We start from the raw sequence: 21,678 nt of genomic DNA, 5'->3' as shown, positions 1-21,678 counted from the left end.
GGTGCCGCCGCACGGGTGGTCTTGATCGCATCTCGGGCGGCGCAGTTAGCATCCCGTGTGACGCATACGCCCCCGGAAGAAGACGAAGCCGACGGCCCCCGGATACCCGAAGCCGCCGGCGACCCCCCGCTGTCCCCGCTACCAGTGGAGCCCCAGGGGCCCGTCACGAAAAGGCGGATACTCGCCGATCTGACGCCTTTGCGAACGTCCGTCGACTACCGCCGTCTCTGGGTCGGCAACACGATCTCCTGGACCGGCCAGGCGATGACCGCCCTCGCGGTCTCCCTCCAGGTCTACGACATCACGCACTCCAGCTTCTCCGTCGGCCTGGTGGGGCTCTTCTCCCTGGTCCCTCTCGTGGTCTTCGGCCTGTACGGGGGCGCGATCGCGGACACGGTGGACCGGCGGAAGCTGGGCCTCTACTCGTCGATCGGCTCGTGCGGGCTCTCCGTCGCGCTCGCGGCGGTCGCGTTCGCGGGCTACCACCACGTGTGGTTCCTGTACTCCGTGGTCGCGCTGCAGGCGGTCTGCGGGGCGCTGAACTCGCCGGCGCGCTCGTCGATGATCCCGCGGCTCCTGCCGCCGGAGCAGCTGCCCGCGGCCAACGCCCTGTCGTCGATCACGACGACAGGGGGCACGATGCTCGGCCCCATGCTGGGCGGACTCGTCGTCGGCCTGTGGGGCTATCAGGCGGCGTACACGGTCGACGCGGTGGCCTTCGGCGCGGCGCTGTACGCGATGTGGCGGCTGCCGGTGATGCGGCCCGAGGGGGCGGAGGAGGGGGTCCGCAGGAAGCGGGCTTCGGTGCTCGAAGGGCTGCGGTTCCTGGCCACGCGGCCGAACCTGCGGATGACGTTCTTCACGGACATGTGCGCGATGGTGCTCGCGCACCCCAGGGCGCTGTTCCCCGCGGTGGCGGTGGTGTGGTTCGGGGGCGACGCGAAGTCGGTGGGCCTGCTGGTCGCGGCTCCCGCGGTGGGGGCGCTCCTTGGCAGCGTGTTCTCCGGGTGGCTGGGGCGGATCAGGCGGCACGGCCTCGCGATCCTCCTCGCGGTCGCCGGCTGGGGGACGGCCATCGCCGTCTTCGGCCTCACGCGGAACCTGTGGCTCGGGCTGTTCTTCCTCGCCCTCGCGGGCTGCGCGGACACCATCTCGATGGTGTTCCGCAGCACAATGCTGCAGGCGGCCGTGCCGGACGAGATGCGGGGGCGGCTGCAGGGGGTCTTCATCGTGGTGGTCGCGGGCGGGCCACGCCTCGGGGACTTCGTCGCGGGGTCGGTGGGGGATCTGGCGTCGCCCGGGTTGGCGGTGGTGGGGGGAGGGGTCGCGTGTGTCGTCGCCGTGGGGCTTCTGGCGCTGAAGTGGCGGAGGTTTGCCCGGTATGACGCGAGGGTGCCGGAGGCGTAGCGGCGCGGGAGTTCACCGGTCGTGGAGCAGGTCGACAAGGAGCGAAAGATCGCTCACTGTCGTCCGCGCCCCGGCGGCGGCGAGGCGCTCGCGGGCCGTGCGGCTCGGTGCGTACCCGATGAAGGCGATGCGCAGGCTCCGGGCGGCGGCCGCCTCCGCCGGCGAGGAACCGACCATGACGCACCGGTCCGCCCGGGTGCCCAACTGCTCCACCGCGCGGCGCGGGCAGTCGGGGTCGGGCATGAGGAGGGTGAGATCCGGCGTACGGCCGTGGATCCCGGCTCCGGGGAGGTGGAGCCCCTTGGCGCCCAGGTACGCCGTCACGGCGCGCGGCGACGTGTCGGTGACGATGGCCAGGCGGAGGGTCTCCTCGGGGCGGGCCAGGGTGTGCAGGAGGTTCGCGACGTGGGGCGACGGCTTCGCGGTGAGCGCGGCCTGCATCTCGATCTCCTCCAGACGCGTGTGCAGCTCCCGGGAGAGCGTGCCGCGCCCGGCGAAGGCGCGCAGCACGTCCATGGGGTGGATGCGGTCCGCCGTGCCGCCCGCCGGGCGGGGCTCGGACAGGAGGGGGGTGCCGGCCAGCGCGGCCTCGGGGTCCCGCTGATCGGCGATCACGGCGGTGAGGGCGCTGGCGGCGTGGCGGGCGGACTGTGCCGAGTAGAGCTGGGCGAGGGTTCCGTCGAAGCAGAGGAGGACGGATTCGACGGCGCCGGGCACCGGAGCGGGGGGAGGCTCGGTGGTGACCTCGCAGTACCAGTCGTCGGACTGCGGCACCGCCTGGAACCGGTGTCGCAGGTGGCCCGAGCGGTTGAGCCGCTCGTGCAGGTCGCTGGAGACGATCACGACGGCGCGCCTGCTGTCGCGCCCGAGCAGATGGCGCAGGCTGGAGGGGAACGTGGGCGCCGAGACCGTCGGGTCCGGCTCGTGGGTGAGGGTGACCCCGAGCCCGAGCACGGGGAAGGCGCCCAGTGCGGCCGGGAGTTCGTCGACCGTCGTGGTCAGCACGTGCAGGACGTGCACCTCGGGGTCCACGATCACCTCCCAGCCATGCGGACCGGCGCGCATCTCGAACCGGTCGGGACCGATGCCGCCCCGGATGAGGAGGTGGGAGATCTCCTGGCCCAGTTGCTGCCGTACGTCTTCCTGGCGTCCCGCCGGGCGGGCCAGGTACTCGAAGGTGATGCTGGTCGACGGGGTGACCGGCTGGTCGTCCGCGGTCTCCCGGTGGACACCGAGGTCGTCGAGCTGGTCGCTGGGAAGTTCCTCGTGGGGGACCAGCACCTCGTCCTCGGTGTGGGGGAACTCGCTGAGCAGCTCGTCGAGTTCGGCCTGTTCCTGCTCGGTCGCGCCGAGCTCGCGGTTCAGCTCCAGGTGTGTCTGGAGGAGGGACTGCCGCAGGCGGCTGATGTCGGCGCGGGCGGCGACGGCCGCCGGGCCGGGGATGCCGTCCAGGGGGGTGTCGCGCCACAGCTCCAGGGAGGAGTTGACCAGCTCGCGGGCGCGGGTGAAGTCACCGGCGAAGCGGGCGTCCTGGGCGTCGGCGGCGAGCCGCTGGCAGTGGAACAGGTCGACGACGTCGGGGCCGGACGGCAGCGGCAGGGCGTAGCCGACGTCGTTGGCTACCAGGGTGTCGGGGGCCAGGACGTTGGCGAGGAGGTGGGCGCAGTTGCGCAGGTCGCCTTCCGCGCGTGGGGAGATGGTCGGGCCCCAGATTCCCTCGGTCAATTCGGCGTACGGGACGGGGTGACCGCGCTTCAGCAGGAGCATGCAGAGGAGGGCTTGCTCCTCGGGGGATTCGATGTGCAGGGGGTGGCCGTTTTGGGTCACTTGGAGGGGGCCCAGGAGGGAGTAGGAACGGTCCTGCCGCGGGGGCTCCATAGTGAGGTTGATCAGTTCGTCGAGGCCGAGGTGTCGGCGCTCCGGTTCCTCGGATGCGAGGTCACGCAGGGAGTGGTGCAGGCGCTGTTCGATGTGCTCGGGCAGGGCCAGGCCGTCGAGCGCCAAGGGGAGTTGTTGCGCCACCTGATGCTTGAGTCCGCCGCACATCGCGCCGACGACGCGGCTGAGGGCATGCAGGTCGAACTTGGTACTCGAGTGCTGGGGGGAGGAGACCTCCAGGCCGGTCAGTACCGGGCCGCGCGCTGTGACGATGACGGTCGAGGTGGAGATGGCGCCATGGGGCAGGCCTGCGGCATGCAGAGCACTGACTGCCCCGGCCAGCGGGGGGATCAGTGCCAGGAGCTGGTCGGGAGGGAGGCCGTACGGAGAGCGCGAGAGTCGGTTGCGCAGGCTGTGCCCGTCGACGAACTCACTGACCAGGTAAGGCACGTCGTCCTCGATGCCGAAGTCGAGAACGGCCGCCACGTTGGCGTGACGGAACCGGGAGAGCTCGCGCGCGCGGTCCTCGAAGCTCAGACGCAGCCACTGCGCAGGCTGCGGATAGCGCTGCACCAGCACTGTCTGACCGCCCTGCCGGGTGTCTTGCGCGAGCCATGCCGAGAAGCGTCCGGTCGCTCTTACTAGCCGGTATCGCCCCCCGACCAGGGACGAAGCTCCCCCCAACTGCCGCACACTCTCCGGAGTGACCGTCGCGAAAGGCTCCCCCGCTGGAGTCGCGCAGCCGACGCCTTCGCCAGCGGAAGGCGCCACCGCCCGCAGGACCCCCGGCGCCACCCCCGCCCGCTCGTCGATCAGCCCGCCCACCCGGGCCAGCAGCTCCCGCGTACGCCCCCGCGCGGTACGCGGCAGCGTGCGCAGCAGCAACTCCCTTACTCCGGGCCGGAATTCGTACGCCCCGGCGCCCCCGCCCGAAGCCAGCATCCCGCTCAGGATCACCTCCGCCAGATGCTGCGGCCGCGGACGCTCCTCCACCGCCGCCTGGACGAGCCGCATCACCGGCAACTGCGGCTCGCCCACCGCCAGATGGCCCGCCAGGCGGAACGCCTCGGGGGAGGCCGTGGAGCGGAAGCGGAGTACGAGGTCCTCGGGGGTGAGGGCCGTGACGTCCGAGGCGTCGGCGTCGGGGGACGGGGGAGGCGGGCCCTGGCCCAGCCACCCCACTGCCCCCGGCAGCAGCCCCCCACCCGCGTCCGCCACCAGCGCGGCCCAGTGCGAGAGCCACGGCCCGGAGGGTTCGAGGACCGGGACCGGTACCGCCCCGGCGGGCGGTGGCCCGTCCGGCCCGTCGGCAGCGTACGGAGTGAAGGCGAGGGTGCTCGAAGGGGCCGCCGGGTGCGGGGAGGAGAGGGTCCCCGGAGTCGTCGGCAGAGCCGTGGTGCGCCAGAGGCGTTCCGGGAGTGGCTGGATCACGGCCACCGGCATCTGTGCCGCCCAGCGGCGCAGCGTGCGGTACCAGCGGGTGCCCGCATCGCCCTGCCGCCACTGCGGGCCCATGCAGTCGCTGATCACGAGGGTGACCGTGCGGCCCGTGGCGGGCGCGTGGGCCGCCTGGGGCGGGACCGTGCCGTCCGGCTCCGCGCGGTGCAGCTCCACCGTGCGGAAGATGCCGGACTGGGCGAGCGCCGTGTGGAGTTCGTGGACCAGGGGGCGCCAGATCGGCATCGTCGGGCCCGTGTCGTGCACCAGGCACAGGCGCAGCCAGCGCTCATCGGCGGGGCGCAGGACCGGCAGCCAGCTTCGCGTGTGGCCGCCCAGGCGGGCGATGCGGTGGGCCGTGGCCTCCTCGTCGATGACCTGGCCCACCGGGGAGGGGACGCGGCGCTTCAGGGGGCGCAGGGCGCGCTGAAGGGTGAGGGGGTGCGTCACCATCGGCGGGACGGGGACCCGTACAGGGGTGTGGCCGGACGCGGTTCGTGAGCCGGGGGTGCTCGGCGGGCTCCCCGGTCCGGCCGATGCCGTCGAGGCGTCCGCGTCCGTGTCCGTGTTCGCGTTCACGCCCGCCGGAGCCGGCAGCCGCAGCTCCACCCGATCGTCCGGCGGGGGCGGAGGAGCCGGTTCGGCCGCAGGGGCCGACGGCGACGGGCTCACCGGCTGCGGTGCGGGTGGCGTCAGCGGTACGGCGGCGGAGGCGTCCTGCGGTGCCGGTGCGTCACCGTCCATCTGGCCTGCCAGCCACAGCAGTTCGGCCAGCTCGATCGATGTCGGGCGTGAGCCGTCCGCCGCCTCCGCCAGGAGACCGGCGAGCCGCGCGACAGGGCCCCGGGGCGCGTCAGAGTGCATCGGGGCCCGGATCCGCCGCCTGCGTCAGATACGGCATCAGCTGCCGCGCGAGCTCGTCCCGCGAGGCCGTGTCGATGCCCGCAGCGCCGGTCAGGTAGATCGCGTTGAGGAGCTGGTCGGTGGCCAGCTCGCCGCCCGTGCCGCGTTCCAGGAAGCGGGCGATGAGGGTGCGGGCGTAGGCGTCGGGCTCGCCGAGGTGGGCCCTGACGATCTCCTCCAGGTGCTCGTCGCGCGGCTGGCGCAGCCGCAGCGTGACGCAGCGGCGCAGGAACGCGGGCGGGAACTCGCGCTCGCCGTTGCTGGTGAGGACGACGAAGGGGAAGGCCCGGCAGCGCACCCGGCCGCGCTCGACCGTCACCGGGTCGTCCGAACCGTCGGCCAGGAGGTCCGCCTTGGGGGTGTGCTTGGCGATCCGTACCAGCTCGGGAATCTCGTACTGGCCCTCCTCCAGGATGTTCAGGAGGTCGTTGGGCAGGTCGAGGTCGCTCTTGTCGATCTCGTCGATGAGGAGGGCGCGGGGGCGGTCGTAGGGGAGGAGCGCGGTGCCCAGTGGGCCGAGGCGGAGGTGGTCCTCGACGCCCGCGCCGTCCCGCGGGGCCCTCGCCTTCGGGGAGCGGCCCGCCGCGTACAGGCGGGAGAGCGGGTCGTACTGGTAGAGGCCGTCGTGCAGGGCGCTGCGGCTCGTGATGTTCCAGCGCAGGACAGGACCGAGCCCCAACTCCCGTGCCACCGCGTACGCCAGACTCGACTTGCCGCTGCCCGGAGGGCCCGTCACCAGGAGCGGGCGCCGCAAGTACAGGGCTGCGTTGACCAGTTGGACGCAGGTCTCCGTGGCCCGGTAGGTGTGCGCCCGGTGCACGCGGTCCGGGGAGGTCGCCGAGCCGTCGTCCGTGGGGGTCTCGAGGACCGGGCCGCCGTCGAAGGCGCGCCAGGGCGGGGGCGGAGGCAGCCGGGTGATCCCGTCGTGGGGCTCGTTCGTGCCGGTGTAGACGGGCCACAGGGACATGGTCGGGGCTCTCCGTTTCCGTACGTCGGTCTCGTACGTCGGTCTCGTACGTCGGTCTCGTACGTCGGTCTCGTACGTGGTCTCGTGTGTCGGGTGTGCGTACGTCGGGCTCAGGCGACGGGGGAGTGGCGGTGGGCCGCGGGTGCGTCGGGGAAACAGCGCGGGTCGTCCCAGAGGAGCTGGACGTCCCTCGCCCAGTGCGTGTCCGGCTCGTCCGACGCCTCGGCGCTCTCCCTCAACGTCAGGATGGTGCGGGGCAGTTCGGCCGGTGGGTGGCCGTCGACGTGGGCGGCCATCCGGTCCAGGAAGTCGGAGCCCGCGCAGCCCTTGTCGGTCGTGTGGTGGTCGGAGTCGTCGCAGCCCGTGCGCGGCCACACGAGCACCGGCACCGGTGCGGTGAGCGAGACGTCGAAGTGCGTCACGTCGGCGTCGGGCCCGGCACGCCCGGCGCGTGGCGGCGCCGCGAACCCCGCCAGATCCGCGCCGTCGCGCCGCAGCCGGAACCTCAGCTTGTTCGGTTTCTCCTGGGTGCCGCACTCGACGCGGTGCAGGACGGTCGTGGGGCGCTCGTCCAGGTGCTCCCACTTGCGGGCGAGGCGGTGGCGCAGACCGCCCTTGCGGCGCGACCGGTCGGTCACGACCAGGGGGTACGAGCAGCCGAGCGGGGTCGGGTCGTCCGCGCCGCACTCCCATTGGGCCACCGGCCAGTTGAGCAGCGCGCGGGGCAGCACGAAGGCCAGCAACTCGTCCGTGCCGGGGGTGAGATGGGAGAAGGCGTCGTCGACGCGCTCCTGGACGTAACGGCGGACGTGACCGGCGGCCACGGTGTGCGAGCCGACGGGGTGGCGCAGGCCCTCGCGGTACGCGGACACCTCGACCAGGAGCTGGTCGTCGCCCGCGCCGCTGTGGTCGATCTCGATGAGGATGGGGGACCAGACGGGTAACTCCCGGGGCTCACCGGGTTCACCGGGTTCACCGGATTCACCGCACTCGCCGGGCGTCGGCGGGGCGGGGGGCGCGGGCGCTTCGAGCAGGCCCGCGAGGCGGTCGGCGAGGCGCGTCACCGCGTCCGGGTCCTCGACCTCCGAGAGCACGTACCAGGCCGCGGACCAGAGCGAGCCGAAGCCCTCCGGCGGCACGGGCGGGCCGAGCGGACCCACCGCGTCGCGGTACAGCCGCTCCGGGTCGCGGGCGACGCCGGTGCCCGCCGCCCGGTCCACCAGGGCGCGCAGCCGTTCCTTCGCCGCCCGGTGGTGGCCGGGGGTGGGGACCAGGTCGCCGAGCGGGGGCCAGTAGCGGGCCATGACGGAGGTGGGCAGCATCCGTCCGTTGCGTACGCCGCTGGACGCGCGGGTGGCCGCCGACACCATGCCCACGACCCGGTTGCTGTCCGCGAGGGTGACCGCCGCGCCGCTGAACCCCGGGGCCAGGGGCTGCCCGTGGGCGCTCCACGCCTCCAGCTGGACCCACTCGTCGGCGATGCGCTGGGCGGCGGTGGCGCGGTACTCGGCGAGGGTGCCCTCGCGGTAGCCCTTGGGGAATCCGTACACGAGGAGCCGGGGGCGCGGTTCGGCGTACGCGTCCTCCGGCGCCGCGAACTCGGCGGGCCGCACCGGCACCGCGTGCTCCAGCTCCAGGACGGCGAGGTCGCCGAGGTCGTCACCGCGCCCGTCCCAGCCGCCGTGCGCGCCGACGGCGGCGGTCACCTCGCCGAGGTCGTCGCGGTGCGGGAAGGAGACGGTGACCGGCGCGGTGCCGCTGCCGCGGACGACGTGCGCACAGGTCAGGACGTGCCGCTCGGACACCAGGAACCCGGCCCCGACCTCGCCCCCGCACCCGATGCGGGCATGCCACGATGCGCTGCTCATGGGGTGGGGGTGGGGGGTGGAGTGGGGGCGGCCTCCGGGGCCGGTCCGTCTGGGGTGCGGGGCCGCGCCGGTAGGTCCGTCCTCGCCATCGTCCGGTGGCCGTGGAGTTGCTTCGGCGGGGGAGTCCTGGGAGCCGTGCTCCGGGCGGACATACCGGCACGTCCCCTCACGAGCGCTGCCGACTGCCGGTCGCATCGGCTTCGGAGGCAGCCGTCGCGGGCCCGTCCGGGGTCCACGCGAGGCGTACCACCAGGTGGCCCTCCGCCGTGCCCTTCACGATCACCGCCCCCGCCTCCGCCGACATCCGCACGCCGAACTCGATCTCCACCGAGTCCGGGCGCAGGCTGCCGTCGCGGAACACCCGCAGCGCCGACTCGGCGGCGGCGCGTGCCCCGGCGAGTGACTCCTCGAAGGTGCGGGCCGCACGGGAGGGGCCGTCGCCGCGGGAGATCAGGTGCGAGCCGTGGGCGTCCGCCACGTCCGCCATGACGACGTGCGCGCCGTCGTCGGTCGTGAACTCCACCAGATCGTCCATCAACGCCCCCGTCGTGCCTGTGCCCCACCGCTTGCCAACTGCATTGTCGCGGAAGGTCCTTGCGGCTGTCATCCAAGTCCGGGGTAACGGAGCCGCACGTGTGGGGCTGGCGGGAAGGTGCCCTGGCGGCTTCCCGCCAGCGCCCGTCAACACCCCGGCAACACAAGCCCCCCGACACTCTTCGCAGCACCCGGGAACCACCCCCGCCCGGGTCCGACGAAGAGAGGGCACCCATGACCCGATCCCCCGCGTGGCGAAGAGCGAGGCTGCTGCCGGCCGTCGGCCTCGCGTTCGCGCTGCTCCCGGCAGGGCAGGCCGCCACCGCGGCTCCTTCCGACGTGCCGCAGGCCACCCCCGCGGCCCGCGCCGCCCACACGGTCACCCTGGTGACCGGCGACAAGGTCACCGTTTCGGAACTCGGCGGCGGCAAGAAGACCGTCACCGTCGACCGGCCCGCGGGGGCCACCGGAGCCGTGCGGAGCGAGATCGCGGGCGACCGCATCACCGTTGTACCGGACGAGGCGCGGCCCTATCTGAGCGCGGGCACCCTCGACAAGCGGCTCTTCGACGTGACGGAACTGATGCGCCAGGGGCTCGGGGACGAGAAGGGCGGCGCGCTGCCGCTCATCGTCACGTACGAGAAGAGCGCGCGCCGCGACGCGGGCCCTGCGACACCCCGTGGCGCCGACAAGGTGCGCACGCTGCCGAGCGTGGGCGGGGTGGCGGTGAAGGCCGACGGGCCCGGGGCGTTCTGGCGGGACGTGACGTCGGATTCCTCGAAGTCGCGGGGTGTCAGGGCTGGTTCGGGCGACGGCCGCCTTGCCGACGGCATCGGCAAGATCTGGCTCGACGGCCGTGTCGAGGCCGACATGGCGCAGAGCAACGAGCAGATCGGCACCCCCAAGGCCTGGGAGGCCGGGCTCACCGGCAAGGGGGTGAAGGTCGCCGTCCTCGACACGGGGGCCGATCTCTCCCACCCCGGTCTCAAGGACCGCGTGGACGCCACCAAGAGCTTCATCCCGGGCGAGGAGGTCGCTGACCGCAACGGCCACGGCACCCATGTGACCTCGACCGTCGGCGGCAGCGGCGCCGAGTCCGACGGCAACAAGGAGAAAGGCGTGGCGCCCGGCGCCGCACTCTCCGTCGGCAAGGTGCTCAGCGACGAGGGCTCCGGCAGCGAGTCGCAGATCATCGCCGGAATGGAGTGGGCGGCCAAGGACGTCGGCGCCAAGGTCGTGTCGATGAGCCTCGGTTCGCAGGAGGCGAGCGACGGCACCGACCCGATGGCCGCCGCCGTCAACACCCTCTCCAAGGACACCGGCGCCCTCTTCGTCATCGCCGCGGGCAACACCGGCGCCCCCTCCTCGATCGGCTCGCCCGGCGCCGCGGACTCCGCGCTGACCATCGGCGCGGTCGACTCCGCCGACCAGGCCGCGTACTTCACCAGCCAGGGCCCGCGCATCGGGGACCAGGCACTCAAGCCCGACCTGTCGGCACCGGGCGTGGACATCCTCGCCGCCCGCTCGCAGCTCGTCGACGGTGAGGGCTTCTACACCGAGATGAGCGGTACGTCGATGGCGACCCCGCACGTCGCGGGCGTCGCCGCCCTGCTCGCCGAGAAGCACCCGGACTGGAGCGGTGCGCGCCTCAAGGACGCGCTGATGTCGACCTCCGCACAACTGGACGCCTCCGCGTATGAGTTGGGGGCCGGTCGCGTCAGTGTGCCGGATGCCGTCGGCGCACAGGTCACCGCGAGCGGGAGCGCCGACCTCGGCTACTACTCCTGGCCGTACGGGGACAACAAGCCCGTCACGAAGACGGTGACCTACACCAACTCGTCCGATGCGGCAGTGGAGTTGAGCCTCGCCGCCGAAGGCGCGGCGGAAGGTGTCGCCACCCTCGCCGACAAGACGCTCACCGTGCCCGCGCACGGCACCGCGTCGACCACGGTCACCGGCGACGGCGCGAAGGCCCCCGTCGGCAACACCAGTGGCCGCATCGTCGCGAGCGCCGCCGGGAAGCCGGTCGCGCACACCGCGTTCGGCCTGGTCAAGGAGGAGGAGCGGTACACGCTCACCGTCCACGTGAAGGACCGTGACGGTGCGGCGACCGGAGCCGGTCTGGTGTTCCAGCGGCTCGCCGAGCAGGTCGACCCCGTCCAGGCGGAGGTCGGTGAATCCGGCACCCTTGAGCTGCGCCTGAAGCCCGGGACGTACGCCCTCTCCTCCTTCCTCGACGTGCGCGGCAGCAAGGGCAAGGACTCCCTCGGCCTCGGCTTCCTCGCCGCCCCCGAGATCGTCCTCGACCAGGACCGCGAAGTCACCCTGGACGGCCGCACGTTGCGCGAGGTCGGGGTGGACGTCGGCAAGCGGACGGAGACCCGCCAGCTCCTGATGGAGTACGACCGGAAGGCGAACGGCGCCGAGCTGATGGGCGCGGTCCAGGTTCCCGTCAAGTACGACAGCATCTTCGCCGCACCCACCGCCAAGGTGTCCGACGGCAGCTTCGAGTACCGCACCGTCTGGCGCCTGGGCAAGCCGACCCTGGACGTGAAGGGCCTCGGCCAGGTGGTCGCGCAGCCCGGCGGCACGGTGACCGACGGCCGGAGCAAGCTGCGGATCGTGAACGCGGGCGGCGGCACGGCGGCCGACTACGCGGGCAAGGACGTGAAGGGCAAGGCCGTCGTCGTGCGGCGGTCCTCAAGTTCCGAGGGCTCGGACGTGACGCCTGATCAGCTCGGCCAGGCCGCTCAGGACGCGGGCGTCAAGGCCCTGTTCGTGACCGACGACGTGCCGGGGCGGCTCAACGCGTGGTTCGGCACCGACGACAACGCGGACCGGCCGCTGCAGATCGGCACGGTCGACGCGGCGGACGGCGCGCGGCTGCTGGCGGCGGCGAAGGCGGGCAAGTCGGTGGAGACCACCGCGACGTCGCGCACGCCGTACGTCTACGACGTGTCGGAGGGCCACAAGGGGGCGGTGCCCCGGGATCTGACGTACGAGCCGTCGAAGCGTGAACTCGCCGTCCTGGACACGAAGTTCCACGCGGTGAAGCCGGTGGCGGGCGGCGAGTTCCGCTACTCGCTGACGGACACCTTCACCGTCGGGATCGGCTTCCAGGAGAAGATCGACTACCCGGTCGAGCGGACGGACTACGCGTCCACGGGCACGGGCCAGCTGTGGCACGAGTCGGTGTCGGTCGGGCCCGGCGCCCTGGAGGAGCGGAGCGGCCTTGTCAGCTACCGGGGCGGCAGGCACGGCGAGCTGGACTGGTTCAAGCCCGTGTGGCACCCGTGGCTGGGGACGGGCCTCGGCTGGGGGCAGCAGCGCTACGGGAACACGCTGGAGTTCAACGTGCCCGGGTGGGGTGACTCCGGTCCCGATCACACGGGGTTCGGCGACGTGTGGAACGACGACTCGATGACGCAGTTCACCGAGGTGTACGCGGACGGCGAGCTGGTCGACCGGCGGCAGAGTTCGGGTGCGTACGTGTGGGACGCGAGCCCGGCGCTGACGACGTACAAGGTCGTGACGGACACGACGCTGGATCCCGCGCGGTGGCGGCTCGCCACGAAGGGCCACTCGGAGTGGACCTTCAAGTCGAAGGAGACGGCGGGCGACCGCAGGACCTTCCTGCCCATGCTGAACCTCGGGTTCGACGTGGACACGGACCTCGCGGGCGATGTCCGGGGCGGGCGTTCCGTGGGCGTCGGCATCTTCGCCGAGTACGTCGAGGGAGCGGTGGACACGGGGGCTGTCGGGGGCGGCAAGCTGGAGGTCTCGTACGACGACGGGAAGAGCTGGAAGGGCGTCGGCCTGGACCGGGACGGCGGTAAGGCCACGTGGGACGGGAAGCTGAAGGTGCCCGCTTCCGCCGAGTTCATCTCGCTGCGGGCCTCGGCCAGTGATGACCGGGGCGGGGCGGTGACGCAGGAGATCGTGCGGGCGGTGGGGGTGCGGTAGCGGACCGGCTCTGCTCGCTCCCTACACGGGGACGTAATCAGAGCGTTACGCCAGTGAAGGTGCGGTGTCACAGTGATCGTTGAGGCTGATGTGACCGATTGGCCCCTGTTTCAGGGCCAGTTGGCGGCTCAACGAGAACCATCGAAAACCAAGCGGTCCTCCCCCCACAATCCGAACAGGATGGGACCACCTAGATGTCCGTCACACCGGTGCTGACACCGCACCTTTCTTCCACGTCACCGAACCCTTCCTCCGCACCACCGACCGGCGGCCACATCCTGGCCGTCGGCTCACCGGGCCCGAGCCGTGAACTGCTCACCCGGACCCTGAGACTCACCGGGTACGACGTCACGCACGCCGTCCCCGGCGACGTGCACCGCCAGGTCAGGCAGGCGCCACCGGACGCGATCGTGGCCCTCGACGACGGCCCCGACGGCCGCGGCCAGGGCCTCGACGTCATACGCGAGGTCCGCGCCGACCCGGCAGGGCAGGCACTTCCGCTGCTCATGGTCACGGCGGCCCGGACCCCCGCCCCCGCCACCGTCGCCGATCTGCTGCGGCACGGCGCCGACGACTGCCTGCCGGAGGCCTGTGACCCGCGCGAGCTGTCGGCGCGGATAGCGGCCAAGCTGCACCGCGTCCCGGTCCCCGTGGAGAACCTGCTGCGCGATCCGCGCACCGGCCTCTACTCGGGGCCGCACTTCATGGACGAACTCGACCGCGAGCTCAGCCGTCCGTCCGCCGCCCGGCGGGGCGGCGTCCTCGCCGTCGTCGGCGTCGCCGAGATGGCGGCCCTGGAGACACGGCTCGGGCCGCGCGTGCGGCGCGAGGTCGCCGAGCGGCTCGCCGGGGTCGCGATTGGGGCATCCCCTGCTCGAGCGGAGCCGAGAGCTCGGGGAAGGCTCGGCGGTGTCTGCGACCGGCTCGGCTGGGACGAGGCCGGGCAGCTCCTCGTGCTGATGCCCGGTGTCGACGAGGAGACCGCGACCCGGAGCCTGCGCGAGTTCGCCGTGTCCGTGGCCGGGACGCGCTTCGTCGTCGCCGACGAGAACGTCCGGCTCACCCCGGCCGTCGGCTGGACCCCGCTCGCCGAGTACGCCGACCACACCCGGGCGGCCGAGCACGCGCGCGACGCTGTGTCCGAGGCCGTGCGCCACCGGGACCTGCGCCCCGTGCGCTACGAGCCGTGGATGCGCACGAGCGCCCCGCACGGCCACCGACGGGCCCGCGCGGGCCTGCGCGCGCTGCTCACCTGGACGACCCGGCTGCTGTCCCCGGTGCTTCCGCTGGTGCTCGGCGTGGGCGTGCCGTTCGTGTTCTACCAGCAGGCCTACGACCTGGGCTGGGACGCGGCCGGGTTCGCGTACTGGGTGGTCGTGGCGGGGCTCGTGCTCTCCGCGCTGCTCATCATGCTGGAGTGCCTGTTCTCGCTGGACGCGACGCCCAGGCCCGAGCGTCCTGGCCAGCCCTATCCGTCCGCGAGCGCCGTCATCGCCGCCTACCTGCCGAACGAGGCGGCGACGATCGTCGACACCGTGGAGTCGTTCCTGCGGCTCGACTACCCCGGCGACCTGGAGATCGTCCTCGCGTACAACACCCCGCACCCGCTGCCCGTCGAGGACACCCTGCGCGACATGGCGGACCGCGATCCGCGCCTCGTGCTGCTCCCGGTGGCCGGGAGCACGTCCAAGGCGCAGAACATCAACGCGGCGGTCACGCGGGTGCACGGCGAGTTCGTCGGCATCTTCGACGCCGACCACCACCCCGCCCCGAACGCCTTCCGGCACGCGTGGGACTGGCTGTCCAACGGCTACGACGTCGTCCAGGGCCACTGCGTGATCCGCAACGGCGACAGCTCGTGGGTCGCGAGGACGGTCGGCGTCGAGTTCGAGACGATCTACGCGGTCAGCCATCCCGGACGGACCAGGATGTACGGCTTCGGGGTCTTCGGCGGTTCGAACGGCTTCTGGCGCACGGACCTGCTCGCCAGGACCCGGATGCACGGCTCGATGCTGACCGAGGACATCGACTCCACCATGCGCGCCCTGAACGAAGGCGCGCGGTTCGCCATGGACCGCACGCTCATCTCGCGCGAGCTGGCGCCGACGCTGCTGCGCCCGCTGTGGAACCAGCGCTCGCGCTGGGCGCAGGGCTGGCTCCAGGTCTCGCTGCGGCATCTGTGGGGCGCGCTGCGCTCCCCGGTGTACTCGCGCAGGCAGAAGGCGGGCCTGTTCGTGCTGCTGGGCTGGCGCGAGGTCCAGCCGTGGCTCACGCTCCAGATCCTGCCGATCCTGGTGCACGCGGCCTGGCGCGCGGGCGGCGCCGACCGCCTGGACTGGGCGGTGCCCGTCTGCCTGACGGCGGCGGCGTTCACCATGTCGGCCGGGGTGGTGCAGGCGGCCTTCGCGTGGCGCCTCGCGGTGCCCGAACTGCGGCGCCGCAAGGCGTGGTTCTGGCGCTATCTGTTCGTGTCGACGTTCTTCTACACCCACTTCAAGAACATGGTGGCGCGCCAGGCGCATCTGAAGGAGGCGCTCGGCGACCGGCAGTGGCGGGTCACGCCGCGCGCCGCCGTTCCCGTTCCCGTTTCCGAGACGGCTGCGGCGGCGGTCGCGGAGCCGGCGGTGCGGACATGAGCACGCTGACCGCCCCGCGGCCCTCCGGAGTGCCCGAGGCAGCGGCCCCCGCTCCTCCCGCCTCCCGCGGGCGCGCGCTCGAACTCCAGGGATTCCGCGGCCTCGCCGCCCTGAGCACGGTCCTCTTCCACGTGTGGCAGGAGTACTACACGTACGACGCCGCGGGGGCGCACCCACCGGTCGAGAGCCCGTGGGTCGGCGCGCTGGTCTCGCTGGAGGTGATCGACCTCTTCTTCGTGATGTCCGCTTACCTGCTCACGCTGTCGTACGCCCGCGCGGCCATCGACGGAGGCTCGATCCGTACGGGGAGGACCTTCCTCTTCCGGCGGGCGATCCGGATCCTGCCGCTGTACTTCCTGGCGGTGCTCGTCGTCTGGGCGAGCCGCAATCCGACGCTGCCGGGCGACTGGCGCGACCTGGTCGGACACCTCACCTTCACGCACGTCTTCGACCAGGAGCGGATCTTCTACACCCTGGGGCCCACCTGGTCCCTCTCCCTTGAGGTCGCCTTCTACCTGGCGCTCGTCGCGCTCGGGCCGCTCGCGGTGCGGGTGTGCCGGGGGCTCGCGACGCGGCGGGCGCGGGTCGCCGTGTGCCTGGCCGGGTGCGCGGCGCTCTTCGTGCTGCCGCTTGTCTGGATCTCCGTCGCGCACTACGCCGTCGGGGTGCCGCACACCGACTGGCCGGTGTACTTCGGTCCGCAGGCCCGCTTCGGGGGCTTCGCGGCGGGCATGGCGCTCGCGGTGCTGCTCGTGGCGCTCGGGGAGCGGGGCAAGCTGAGCGCGCGGGCGACGGTGCCTCTCGCGGCGGCGGCGCTCGCGGGGCTCTACGCCCTGTCGTACGTCTCCGAAGCCGGGAACTTCGCCCACACCTTCTACCACCCGATCGCGGCCCTGCTGTGGTTCGCGCTGCTCTACGCCACGCTGCACGTCCGCGCGCGTGAACAGGTCCGCTGGCAGGGCCTGTTGAGGGCGCGCTGGGTGACGGCGGTCGGGCTCATCAGCTACAGCCTCTACATCTGGCACGAGCCGGTGATGCTCCAGCTCATCAAGTCCGGCCTCGTGCCGACGAGTCAGGCGGGCTTCCCGTTCGCCGCCCTGATCGTCCTCGCCGTCGCCCTGGCGGTCGGGACGGCGAGCTACTGGCTCGTGGAGTACCCGGGGAGCCTGCTCGGCAAGGCGAAGGACGGCAGGGGAGCGGCGCGGGACTTCTATCCGGATCCGACGCGCTGACGCCTTCCGACGCGCTGACGCCTTCCGGCACGTGCCGCACGCGGCGACGCCGCCTCCCCGTGGGACGGGGGAGACGGCGTCGCTGCGGGAACTACGGGTGACGTCAGACCAGCCAGCCGAGGAAGTGGGCGATACCGGCGACGACGTCAGTGATGATGTTCATGGTGGTGCTTCTCCTTGTGGGACGTGCTCAGGATCTTTCAACTGCCGGTCCTCGTATGGGACATGGACCGGGAACGCGGCAACTACGGTCTGCAGCCCGTTGCTTGCGTTCCGTAATCATCGTCAATCACATGCGTCACATGCAATCCCTGGCGCGACGATCACCTGTTCCAGGGAACAACTGCTCCCCTGTTCGCATTTTCGAGATGCGAAGGGCCGGGAGGGGCGCGACGACGGGCACATGAAGGCCGTCGACGAATGGCTCAAGGAGGTCACGCCCTCCGGTGAGCTGCGGACCTGGTTCCACCAACACCGCGACCAGTACGAGGAGTTCGGCCGCCGCTACCGCGCCGAGCTCGCGGGGTCGGAGCAGCAGGACGCCATCGAGCACCTGCGTGAACTGGCGGCGGACGGGACGGTCACGCTGGTCACTGCGGTGAAGGACGTGGAGCACGGGCATCTGCCCACGTTGCGGGCCGAGTTGATGCGAGCGCCGAGCGGCGCCTGAGGCGGTCAGCCCGTCCGCGTGAAGGACCGGTGCGCCTCGACGAAGTGCCGCTCGCCCTTCGCCGTCTGCCCGGCGGGCGCGGAGACCCACAGGTCGTACATCTTGCCGCCCTCGTCCCAGCTCAGGTCGAAGGTGCGGCGCGGTCCGCCGTCGCCGGAGCCGCCGTCCCAGGTGAACTCCCAGACGGCCGCGGGGTGGCCGTTGTGCGTGGTCTCCCGGACCGAGCCGTCGCGGTAGCCGGGGTAGTCCGAAGGGCCGTCCTTGTGCGCCTGCCGCATCACCGCGATCGGCCCTTCCGGGTCCAAGGGCTGGGGGTGGACGCCGATGCGGAAGGCGTTGTCCGCCGAGTTGTAGAAGACGCGGGGCGGTTCGGACGAGCGGGCGAAGCCGGTGGGCGTCACCATCTTGAAGCCGGTCGGGTCGGACACCGTCCGGTAGCCCGCGGGGGCCGGGTCGTCGGCGGGCTCGTCCGGCTCGGCGGGGGCGGCCGTGCCGGCCGGGGTGGCCTTGCCGGTGCCTTCGGGGGAGGGCTTGGGCGCGGCGGGGCTCTTCTTGCCGTTCTTGCCGGGCTTCTCCGGCTTGTCGGCGCTCTTGGACGGCTTCTTGCCCGGCTCCTTGGTCTCCTGCTTCTCGCGCACCTCGTCCGCGGCGCCCCCGCCTCCCTTCGCCTCCGACCTCGTACCGGAGTCGTCCCGAGTCATGAGCCAGGTGCCCGTGCCGCCCGCCACGAGCGCGGCGACCAGTGCGCCGGCCAGGAGAGCCGTACGGATCCGGGGGCGCGCGGCCGGTGCCGGGGCGGAGCCGAGCACGATCGCCTCGTCGGGCGGGGACGGCCGCGCGGGCTTGGGGGTCACCGGCGTGCGGGGCACGGTGGGCATCCGCTCCTCCACCAGGAAGCCGCGCAGCGCCTGTTCGGCCTCGTTGGCGCCGAGCCGCCGCTCGGGATCCCGCTCGAGGAGACCGCGTACGACAGGGGCCAGTGGTCCCGCCGAGTCCGGGATCCTGATCTCGTCCATGACGACGGCGTGCAGGACCCCCGCCACCGAGTCGCGGTGGAACGGCGACTCGCCCTCCACGGCGGCGCAGAGCAGCACACCCAGCGACCACAGATCGGACTCCGGGCCCGTGCGCTTGCCCGACATGCGCTCCGGGGCGGTGTACTCGGGCGAGCCGACGAACGCGCCCGTCTCCGTGAGCGTCGTCTGCCCGGCGACCTGCGCGATCCCGAAGTCGGAGAGCACCACGCGCTCCGTTCCCGCCTCCAGGAGTACGTTCGCGGGCTTGAGGTCACGGTGCAGCACCCCGGCCGTGTGCGCGGCGCGCAGCGCGGCGATCAGGGCGAGGCCGATGCGGGCGGCCTCGGCGGGCGGGACCGGGCCCTCCAGGGCCATCCGGTCGGCGAGCGAGCGGCCGTCGATCAGCTCCATCACGAGCCAGGGCTGCTCGGCGTGCTGGACGACGTCGTGCAGGACCAGGATGCCGGGGTGCTTCACCTGCGCGACCGAGCGCGCCTCGCGCAGGGTGCGTTCGCGCAGGGCCGCCGCGTCGGCGGCCGACCGCCCCGCGTCGACGTGCAGCTCCTTCACCGCGACGGCGCGGCCCAGGAGATCGTCCTCCGCCCGCCAGACCGTGCCCATGCCGCCGCGCCCGAGCGGCGTCGTGATGCGGTAGCGCCCCGCTATGAGATCCCCGTGACTTGCCATGGCCGCATCATACGAACTCGCGTTGCATTTGGCCCAGTTGGGCCGATTGGTGACCGTGGTGCGCGAGTGGCGTGACCGAGCGGTGAAGGGAAGTGAACGGCGCACGTGTCGGAGGCAGGTGCCCCCGCGCGCCGGATGCGTGGAGTGTCTGATCGCATACTGTGGGTGACTTCAGCGGGCCGCGTCTGAGCGGCCCGCACGGGTGGATGGAGCTCACCATGATGCGACGACGCATGGCCGTGACCCTGGGGGCGCTCGCGGCCGCCGCGAGCCTGGTGATCGCGGTGCCGGGCTCGGCGTACGCGGCGGAGGGCGTCCTGATCGTCAACGGTCAGGAACACAAGGACCCGAGCGGCTGCTACCCCATCGACTGGTTCCCGTCCTCGGTGACCAACCACACCGACGCGATCGCGGAGGTGCACTCCGGCCCCGGCTGCACGGGCCAGGTCGAGTGGCTCGTCTACCCGGGCGAGACGTACCACACGGAGACGGCCCAGAGCGTCTTCATCCTCTGAGGCCTGTGGCCTTCTGGCTCCACCGAGTTCACCGCGTCCTCCCCGGGCGGACGCGGTACCGGCACCGGCGCCTCGCACCCGCGAGGCGCCGCGTGTGCGAGGTCGTGCCGCGCAGATCCTCATCGCGGCCTTACGCGGCGGCCGATAGGGAGATCCCATGCCAACTCCCCAGCTCCCGCCCGTCTCCGGCCCCGAGGGCCCGCTCCGCGCCGTGGCCCCCGCCCCGGTGACGCGCCCCAGGGCGGTGCTCTTCGACTTCTCCGGGACGCTGTTCCAGGTCCGGTCGTACGAGGACCGCATCCGCGCCGCACTGCCCGGCCCGGTGGGTGAGCAGGAGATGGACGCCATCCTCACCTCGCTCGAAACGGGCCTCTCGGACCCCGCCGTGATCGCGGCCCAGCACGCACGCGACGTCTCGTCCAGGGCCCACCGCCACGCGTTCACCACGTGGTACGCATCCGCTCCCGCGCTCGCCCCCTTCGCAGGCGTTCTCTACGAACAACTCCGTTCCCCCGAGCACTGGTTGCCGTACGCGGACGCCGAGCGCACCCTGGCCGAGCTCGACGCGCGCGGCATCGCGCTCGGGGTGGTCAGCGACGTCGGCTGGGATCTGCGGCCGACGTTCGCCCGGCACGGCCTCGACCGCTGGTTCGGCAGCTGGGTCCACTCGTACGAACACGACACGGAGAAGCCCGACCCGCGGCTCTTCGGCCACGCCTGCGCGGAGTTGGGCGTGGCCCCCGCCGACACCCTCATGGTCGGCGACCACCCTGCCAAGGACGGCGGAGCCGCGGGCGCCGGGCTGCGGTCCTATGTGCTGCCGGGGGGTGCGGCGCCGGGCGCGGTGCGGGGGCTTCGGGCCGTGCTGCGGCTCGTCGAGGGGCCCCACTGATCGCGGCGCCGCACCGCCGCGCTGACCAGGGCAAGGGCCTTGTCGGGAGCACGTCGAGAAGTTGTTAGCCTGCGGGGCGGATCATCGAACCCTGGAGGCCTCCGTGTCACCCGACCGCCCCACGATCGCCCTGGTCACCAGCAGGCCCCAGCTGGAGACCGGCCTCGACCGTGACCTCCCCGAGCTGGCACGTTCGCTCGGCGCGGCGGGCGCGGACGTCGCCACCGTGTCCTGGGACGACCCGCGGGTCGACTGGGAGGGGTTCGACCTCGTCGTCATCCGGTCCGCCTGGGACTACAGCGAGCGCGTCACCGAGTTCGTGGCCTGGGCGGGCCGTGTCGCGCGGCTCACCGTCCTGGCCAATCCGGCGTCCGTGGTGCGGTGGAACACCGACAAGCGGTACCTGGAGGACCTCGCGACGGCGGGGATTCCCGTCGTGCCGACCCGCTATCTGGCGCCCGGCGACACCGTGGAGATACCGGACGACGGCGAGTTCGTCGTCAAGCCCACGTCCGGTGCGGGCGCGCGCTACGCCGCCCGGTACGAGAAGGGCGCGTACGACGCCGCCGCGGCGCACATCGAGCGCATGCACGGCGAAGGCCTCACCGCGATGGTGCAGCCCTACATGCCGCGCATCGACGAGACCGGCGAGCGCGCGCTCGTCTACGTCGGCGGGCGGTTCCTGCACGCCGTACAGAAGGGCGCGGTGCTCGCGCCCGGCACGGCGTACGACGACGAGAAGATGCCGCACCCCGACCTGCGCCCGTGGCAGCCGACCCCCGCCGAACTCGCCCTCGCCGAGCGGGCGATGGCCGCCGTACCGGGCTCGCCCGAGCTGCTGTACGCGCGCGTGGACCTCGTCGACGACGCGGACGGCGGCGCGCCCTGCGTCATGGAGCTCGAACTCGTCGAGCCGAACCTCTTCCTCTTCCTGCACCAGGACTCGCTCGCAGCCGTGACCGAGGAGATACTGACCGCCGCGAGTTAATCGGGTGGACGTGGCGCGAGCGGCCTGATTAGCCTGCGGCCATGTCCAGTCCCGAGTCCGACAGACTCTAGCCACCGGCCGGCAT

At 72.5% G+C, this 21,678-nt stretch carries 13 protein-coding genes; 8 read left to right on the top strand and 5 right to left on the bottom strand.

Going from position 1 to position 21,678, the window contains the following annotated elements; translation table 11 throughout:
• The first annotated feature begins 129 nt into the window (after positions 1–129).
• On the top strand, positions 130–1,407 hold the full coding sequence (locus tag ABZ833_RS39845; RefSeq protein WP_361058026.1) for an MFS transporter: 1,278 nt from the start codon (positions 130–132) through the stop codon (positions 1,405–1,407).
• A 12-nt stretch (positions 1,408–1,419) separates the two neighbouring features.
• Here the strand turns inward: ABZ833_RS39845 and ABZ833_RS39840 are convergent, their stop codons facing one another.
• The 4 genes from ABZ833_RS39840 to ABZ833_RS39825 form a co-directional block, all read right to left on the bottom strand.
• Entirely contained in the window at positions 1,420–5,586 is a 4,167-nt protein-coding gene (locus ABZ833_RS39840) for an SAV_2336 N-terminal domain-related protein (RefSeq protein WP_361057856.1), read from the bottom strand.
• Positions 5,576–6,592, bottom strand: coding sequence for a MoxR family ATPase (locus ABZ833_RS39835; RefSeq protein WP_361057854.1), 1,017 nt, complete (start codon positions 6,590–6,592; stop codon positions 5,576–5,578). The genes ABZ833_RS39840 and ABZ833_RS39835 overlap by 11 nt, the downstream gene beginning before the upstream one ends.
• Before the next feature lie 110 nt (positions 6,593–6,702).
• Positions 6,703–8,460: a trypsin-like peptidase domain-containing protein gene (locus ABZ833_RS39830; RefSeq protein ID WP_361057852.1), complete on the bottom strand. Its 1,758-nt coding sequence runs from the start codon at positions 8,458–8,460 to the stop codon at positions 6,703–6,705.
• A gap of 166 nt (positions 8,461–8,626) precedes the next feature.
• Positions 8,627–8,995 (bottom strand): CU044_2847 family protein, encoded by a 369-nt coding sequence (locus tag ABZ833_RS39825; protein WP_361057850.1) that lies wholly within the window; start codon positions 8,993–8,995, stop codon positions 8,627–8,629.
• Between the two features lie 233 nt (positions 8,996–9,228).
• On the opposite strand from ABZ833_RS39825, the gene ABZ833_RS39820 reads away from it, so the two are divergent.
• The 4 genes from ABZ833_RS39820 to ABZ833_RS39805 all read left to right on the top strand — a co-directional run bounded on the left by ABZ833_RS39820 (position 9,229) and on the right by ABZ833_RS39805 (position 17,495).
• On the top strand, positions 9,229–12,957 hold the full coding sequence (locus ABZ833_RS39820; RefSeq protein WP_361057848.1) for a S8 family serine peptidase: 3,729 nt from the start codon (positions 9,229–9,231) through the stop codon (positions 12,955–12,957).
• Between the two features lie 194 nt (positions 12,958–13,151).
• Positions 13,152–15,593 (top strand): glycosyltransferase, encoded by a 2,442-nt coding sequence (locus tag ABZ833_RS39815; RefSeq protein ID WP_361057846.1) that lies wholly within the window; start codon positions 13,152–13,154, stop codon positions 15,591–15,593.
• Complete coding sequence (locus ABZ833_RS39810; protein WP_361057844.1) at positions 15,590–16,825, top strand: acyltransferase; 1,236 nt, start codon at positions 15,590–15,592, stop codon at positions 16,823–16,825. The genes ABZ833_RS39815 and ABZ833_RS39810 overlap by 4 nt, the downstream gene beginning before the upstream one ends.
• A gap of 403 nt (positions 16,826–17,228) precedes the next feature.
• Positions 17,229–17,495 carry a DUF488 family protein gene (locus tag ABZ833_RS39805; RefSeq protein ID WP_361057842.1) on the top strand — a complete coding sequence of 89 codons (267 nt, stop codon included), beginning with the start codon at positions 17,229–17,231 and terminating at the stop codon, positions 17,493–17,495.
• A gap of 5 nt (positions 17,496–17,500) precedes the next feature.
• Here the strand turns inward: ABZ833_RS39805 and ABZ833_RS39800 are convergent, their stop codons facing one another.
• Positions 17,501–19,198 (bottom strand): protein kinase, encoded by a 1,698-nt coding sequence (locus ABZ833_RS39800; RefSeq protein ID WP_361057840.1) that lies wholly within the window; start codon positions 19,196–19,198, stop codon positions 17,501–17,503.
• Positions 19,199–19,416: 218 nt separating this feature from the next.
• On the opposite strand from ABZ833_RS39800, the gene ABZ833_RS39795 reads away from it, so the two are divergent.
• The 3 genes from ABZ833_RS39795 to ABZ833_RS39785 all read left to right on the top strand — a co-directional run bounded on the left by ABZ833_RS39795 (position 19,417) and on the right by ABZ833_RS39785 (position 21,593).
• Complete coding sequence (locus tag ABZ833_RS39795) at positions 19,417–19,713, top strand: hypothetical protein (RefSeq protein WP_361057838.1); 297 nt, start codon at positions 19,417–19,419, stop codon at positions 19,711–19,713.
• 157 nt (positions 19,714–19,870) lie between these two features.
• Positions 19,871–20,605 carry an HAD-IA family hydrolase gene (locus ABZ833_RS39790; protein ID WP_361057836.1) on the top strand — a complete coding sequence of 245 codons (735 nt, stop codon included), beginning with the start codon at positions 19,871–19,873 and terminating at the stop codon, positions 20,603–20,605.
• A gap of 124 nt (positions 20,606–20,729) precedes the next feature.
• Entirely contained in the window at positions 20,730–21,593 is an 864-nt protein-coding gene (locus ABZ833_RS39785) for a hypothetical protein (RefSeq protein WP_361058024.1), read from the top strand.
• The last annotated feature ends 85 nt before the right edge of the window (positions 21,594–21,678 follow it).

Origin of the sequence: Streptomyces sp. NPDC047525 (assembly GCF_040643025.1) — a bacterium.
Classification (GTDB): domain Bacteria; phylum Actinomycetota; class Actinomycetes; order Streptomycetales; family Streptomycetaceae; genus Streptomyces; species Streptomyces durmitorensis.
This window is presented reverse-complemented; position numbering and strand designations above follow the sequence as displayed.

Coding starts and splice junctions, on each gene's coding strand:
- ABZ833_RS39815 (WP_361057846.1), top strand. CDS start 13,152: ATGTCCGTCACACCGGTGCTGACACCGCACCTTTCTTCCACGTCACCG.
- ABZ833_RS39810 (WP_361057844.1), top strand. CDS start 15,590: ATGAGCACGCTGACCGCCCCGCGGCCCTCCGGAGTGCCCGAGGCAGCG.
- ABZ833_RS39795 (WP_361057838.1), top strand. CDS start 19,417: ATGATGCGACGACGCATGGCCGTGACCCTGGGGGCGCTCGCGGCCGCC.
- ABZ833_RS39830 (WP_361057852.1), bottom strand. CDS start 8,460: ATGAGCAGCGCATCGTGGCATGCCCGCATCGGGTGCGGGGGCGAGGTC.
- ABZ833_RS39800 (WP_361057840.1), bottom strand. CDS start 19,198: ATGGCAAGTCACGGGGATCTCATAGCGGGGCGCTACCGCATCACGACG.
- ABZ833_RS39825 (WP_361057850.1), bottom strand. CDS start 8,995: ATGGACGATCTGGTGGAGTTCACGACCGACGACGGCGCGCACGTCGTC.
- ABZ833_RS39835 (WP_361057854.1), bottom strand. CDS start 6,592: ATGTCCCTGTGGCCCGTCTACACCGGCACGAACGAGCCCCACGACGGG.
- ABZ833_RS39790 (WP_361057836.1), top strand. CDS start 19,871: ATGCCAACTCCCCAGCTCCCGCCCGTCTCCGGCCCCGAGGGCCCGCTC.
- ABZ833_RS39820 (WP_361057848.1), top strand. CDS start 9,229: ATGACCCGATCCCCCGCGTGGCGAAGAGCGAGGCTGCTGCCGGCCGTC.
- ABZ833_RS39805 (WP_361057842.1), top strand. CDS start 17,229: ATGAAGGCCGTCGACGAATGGCTCAAGGAGGTCACGCCCTCCGGTGAG.
- ABZ833_RS39840 (WP_361057856.1), bottom strand. CDS start 5,586: ATGCACTCTGACGCGCCCCGGGGCCCTGTCGCGCGGCTCGCCGGTCTC.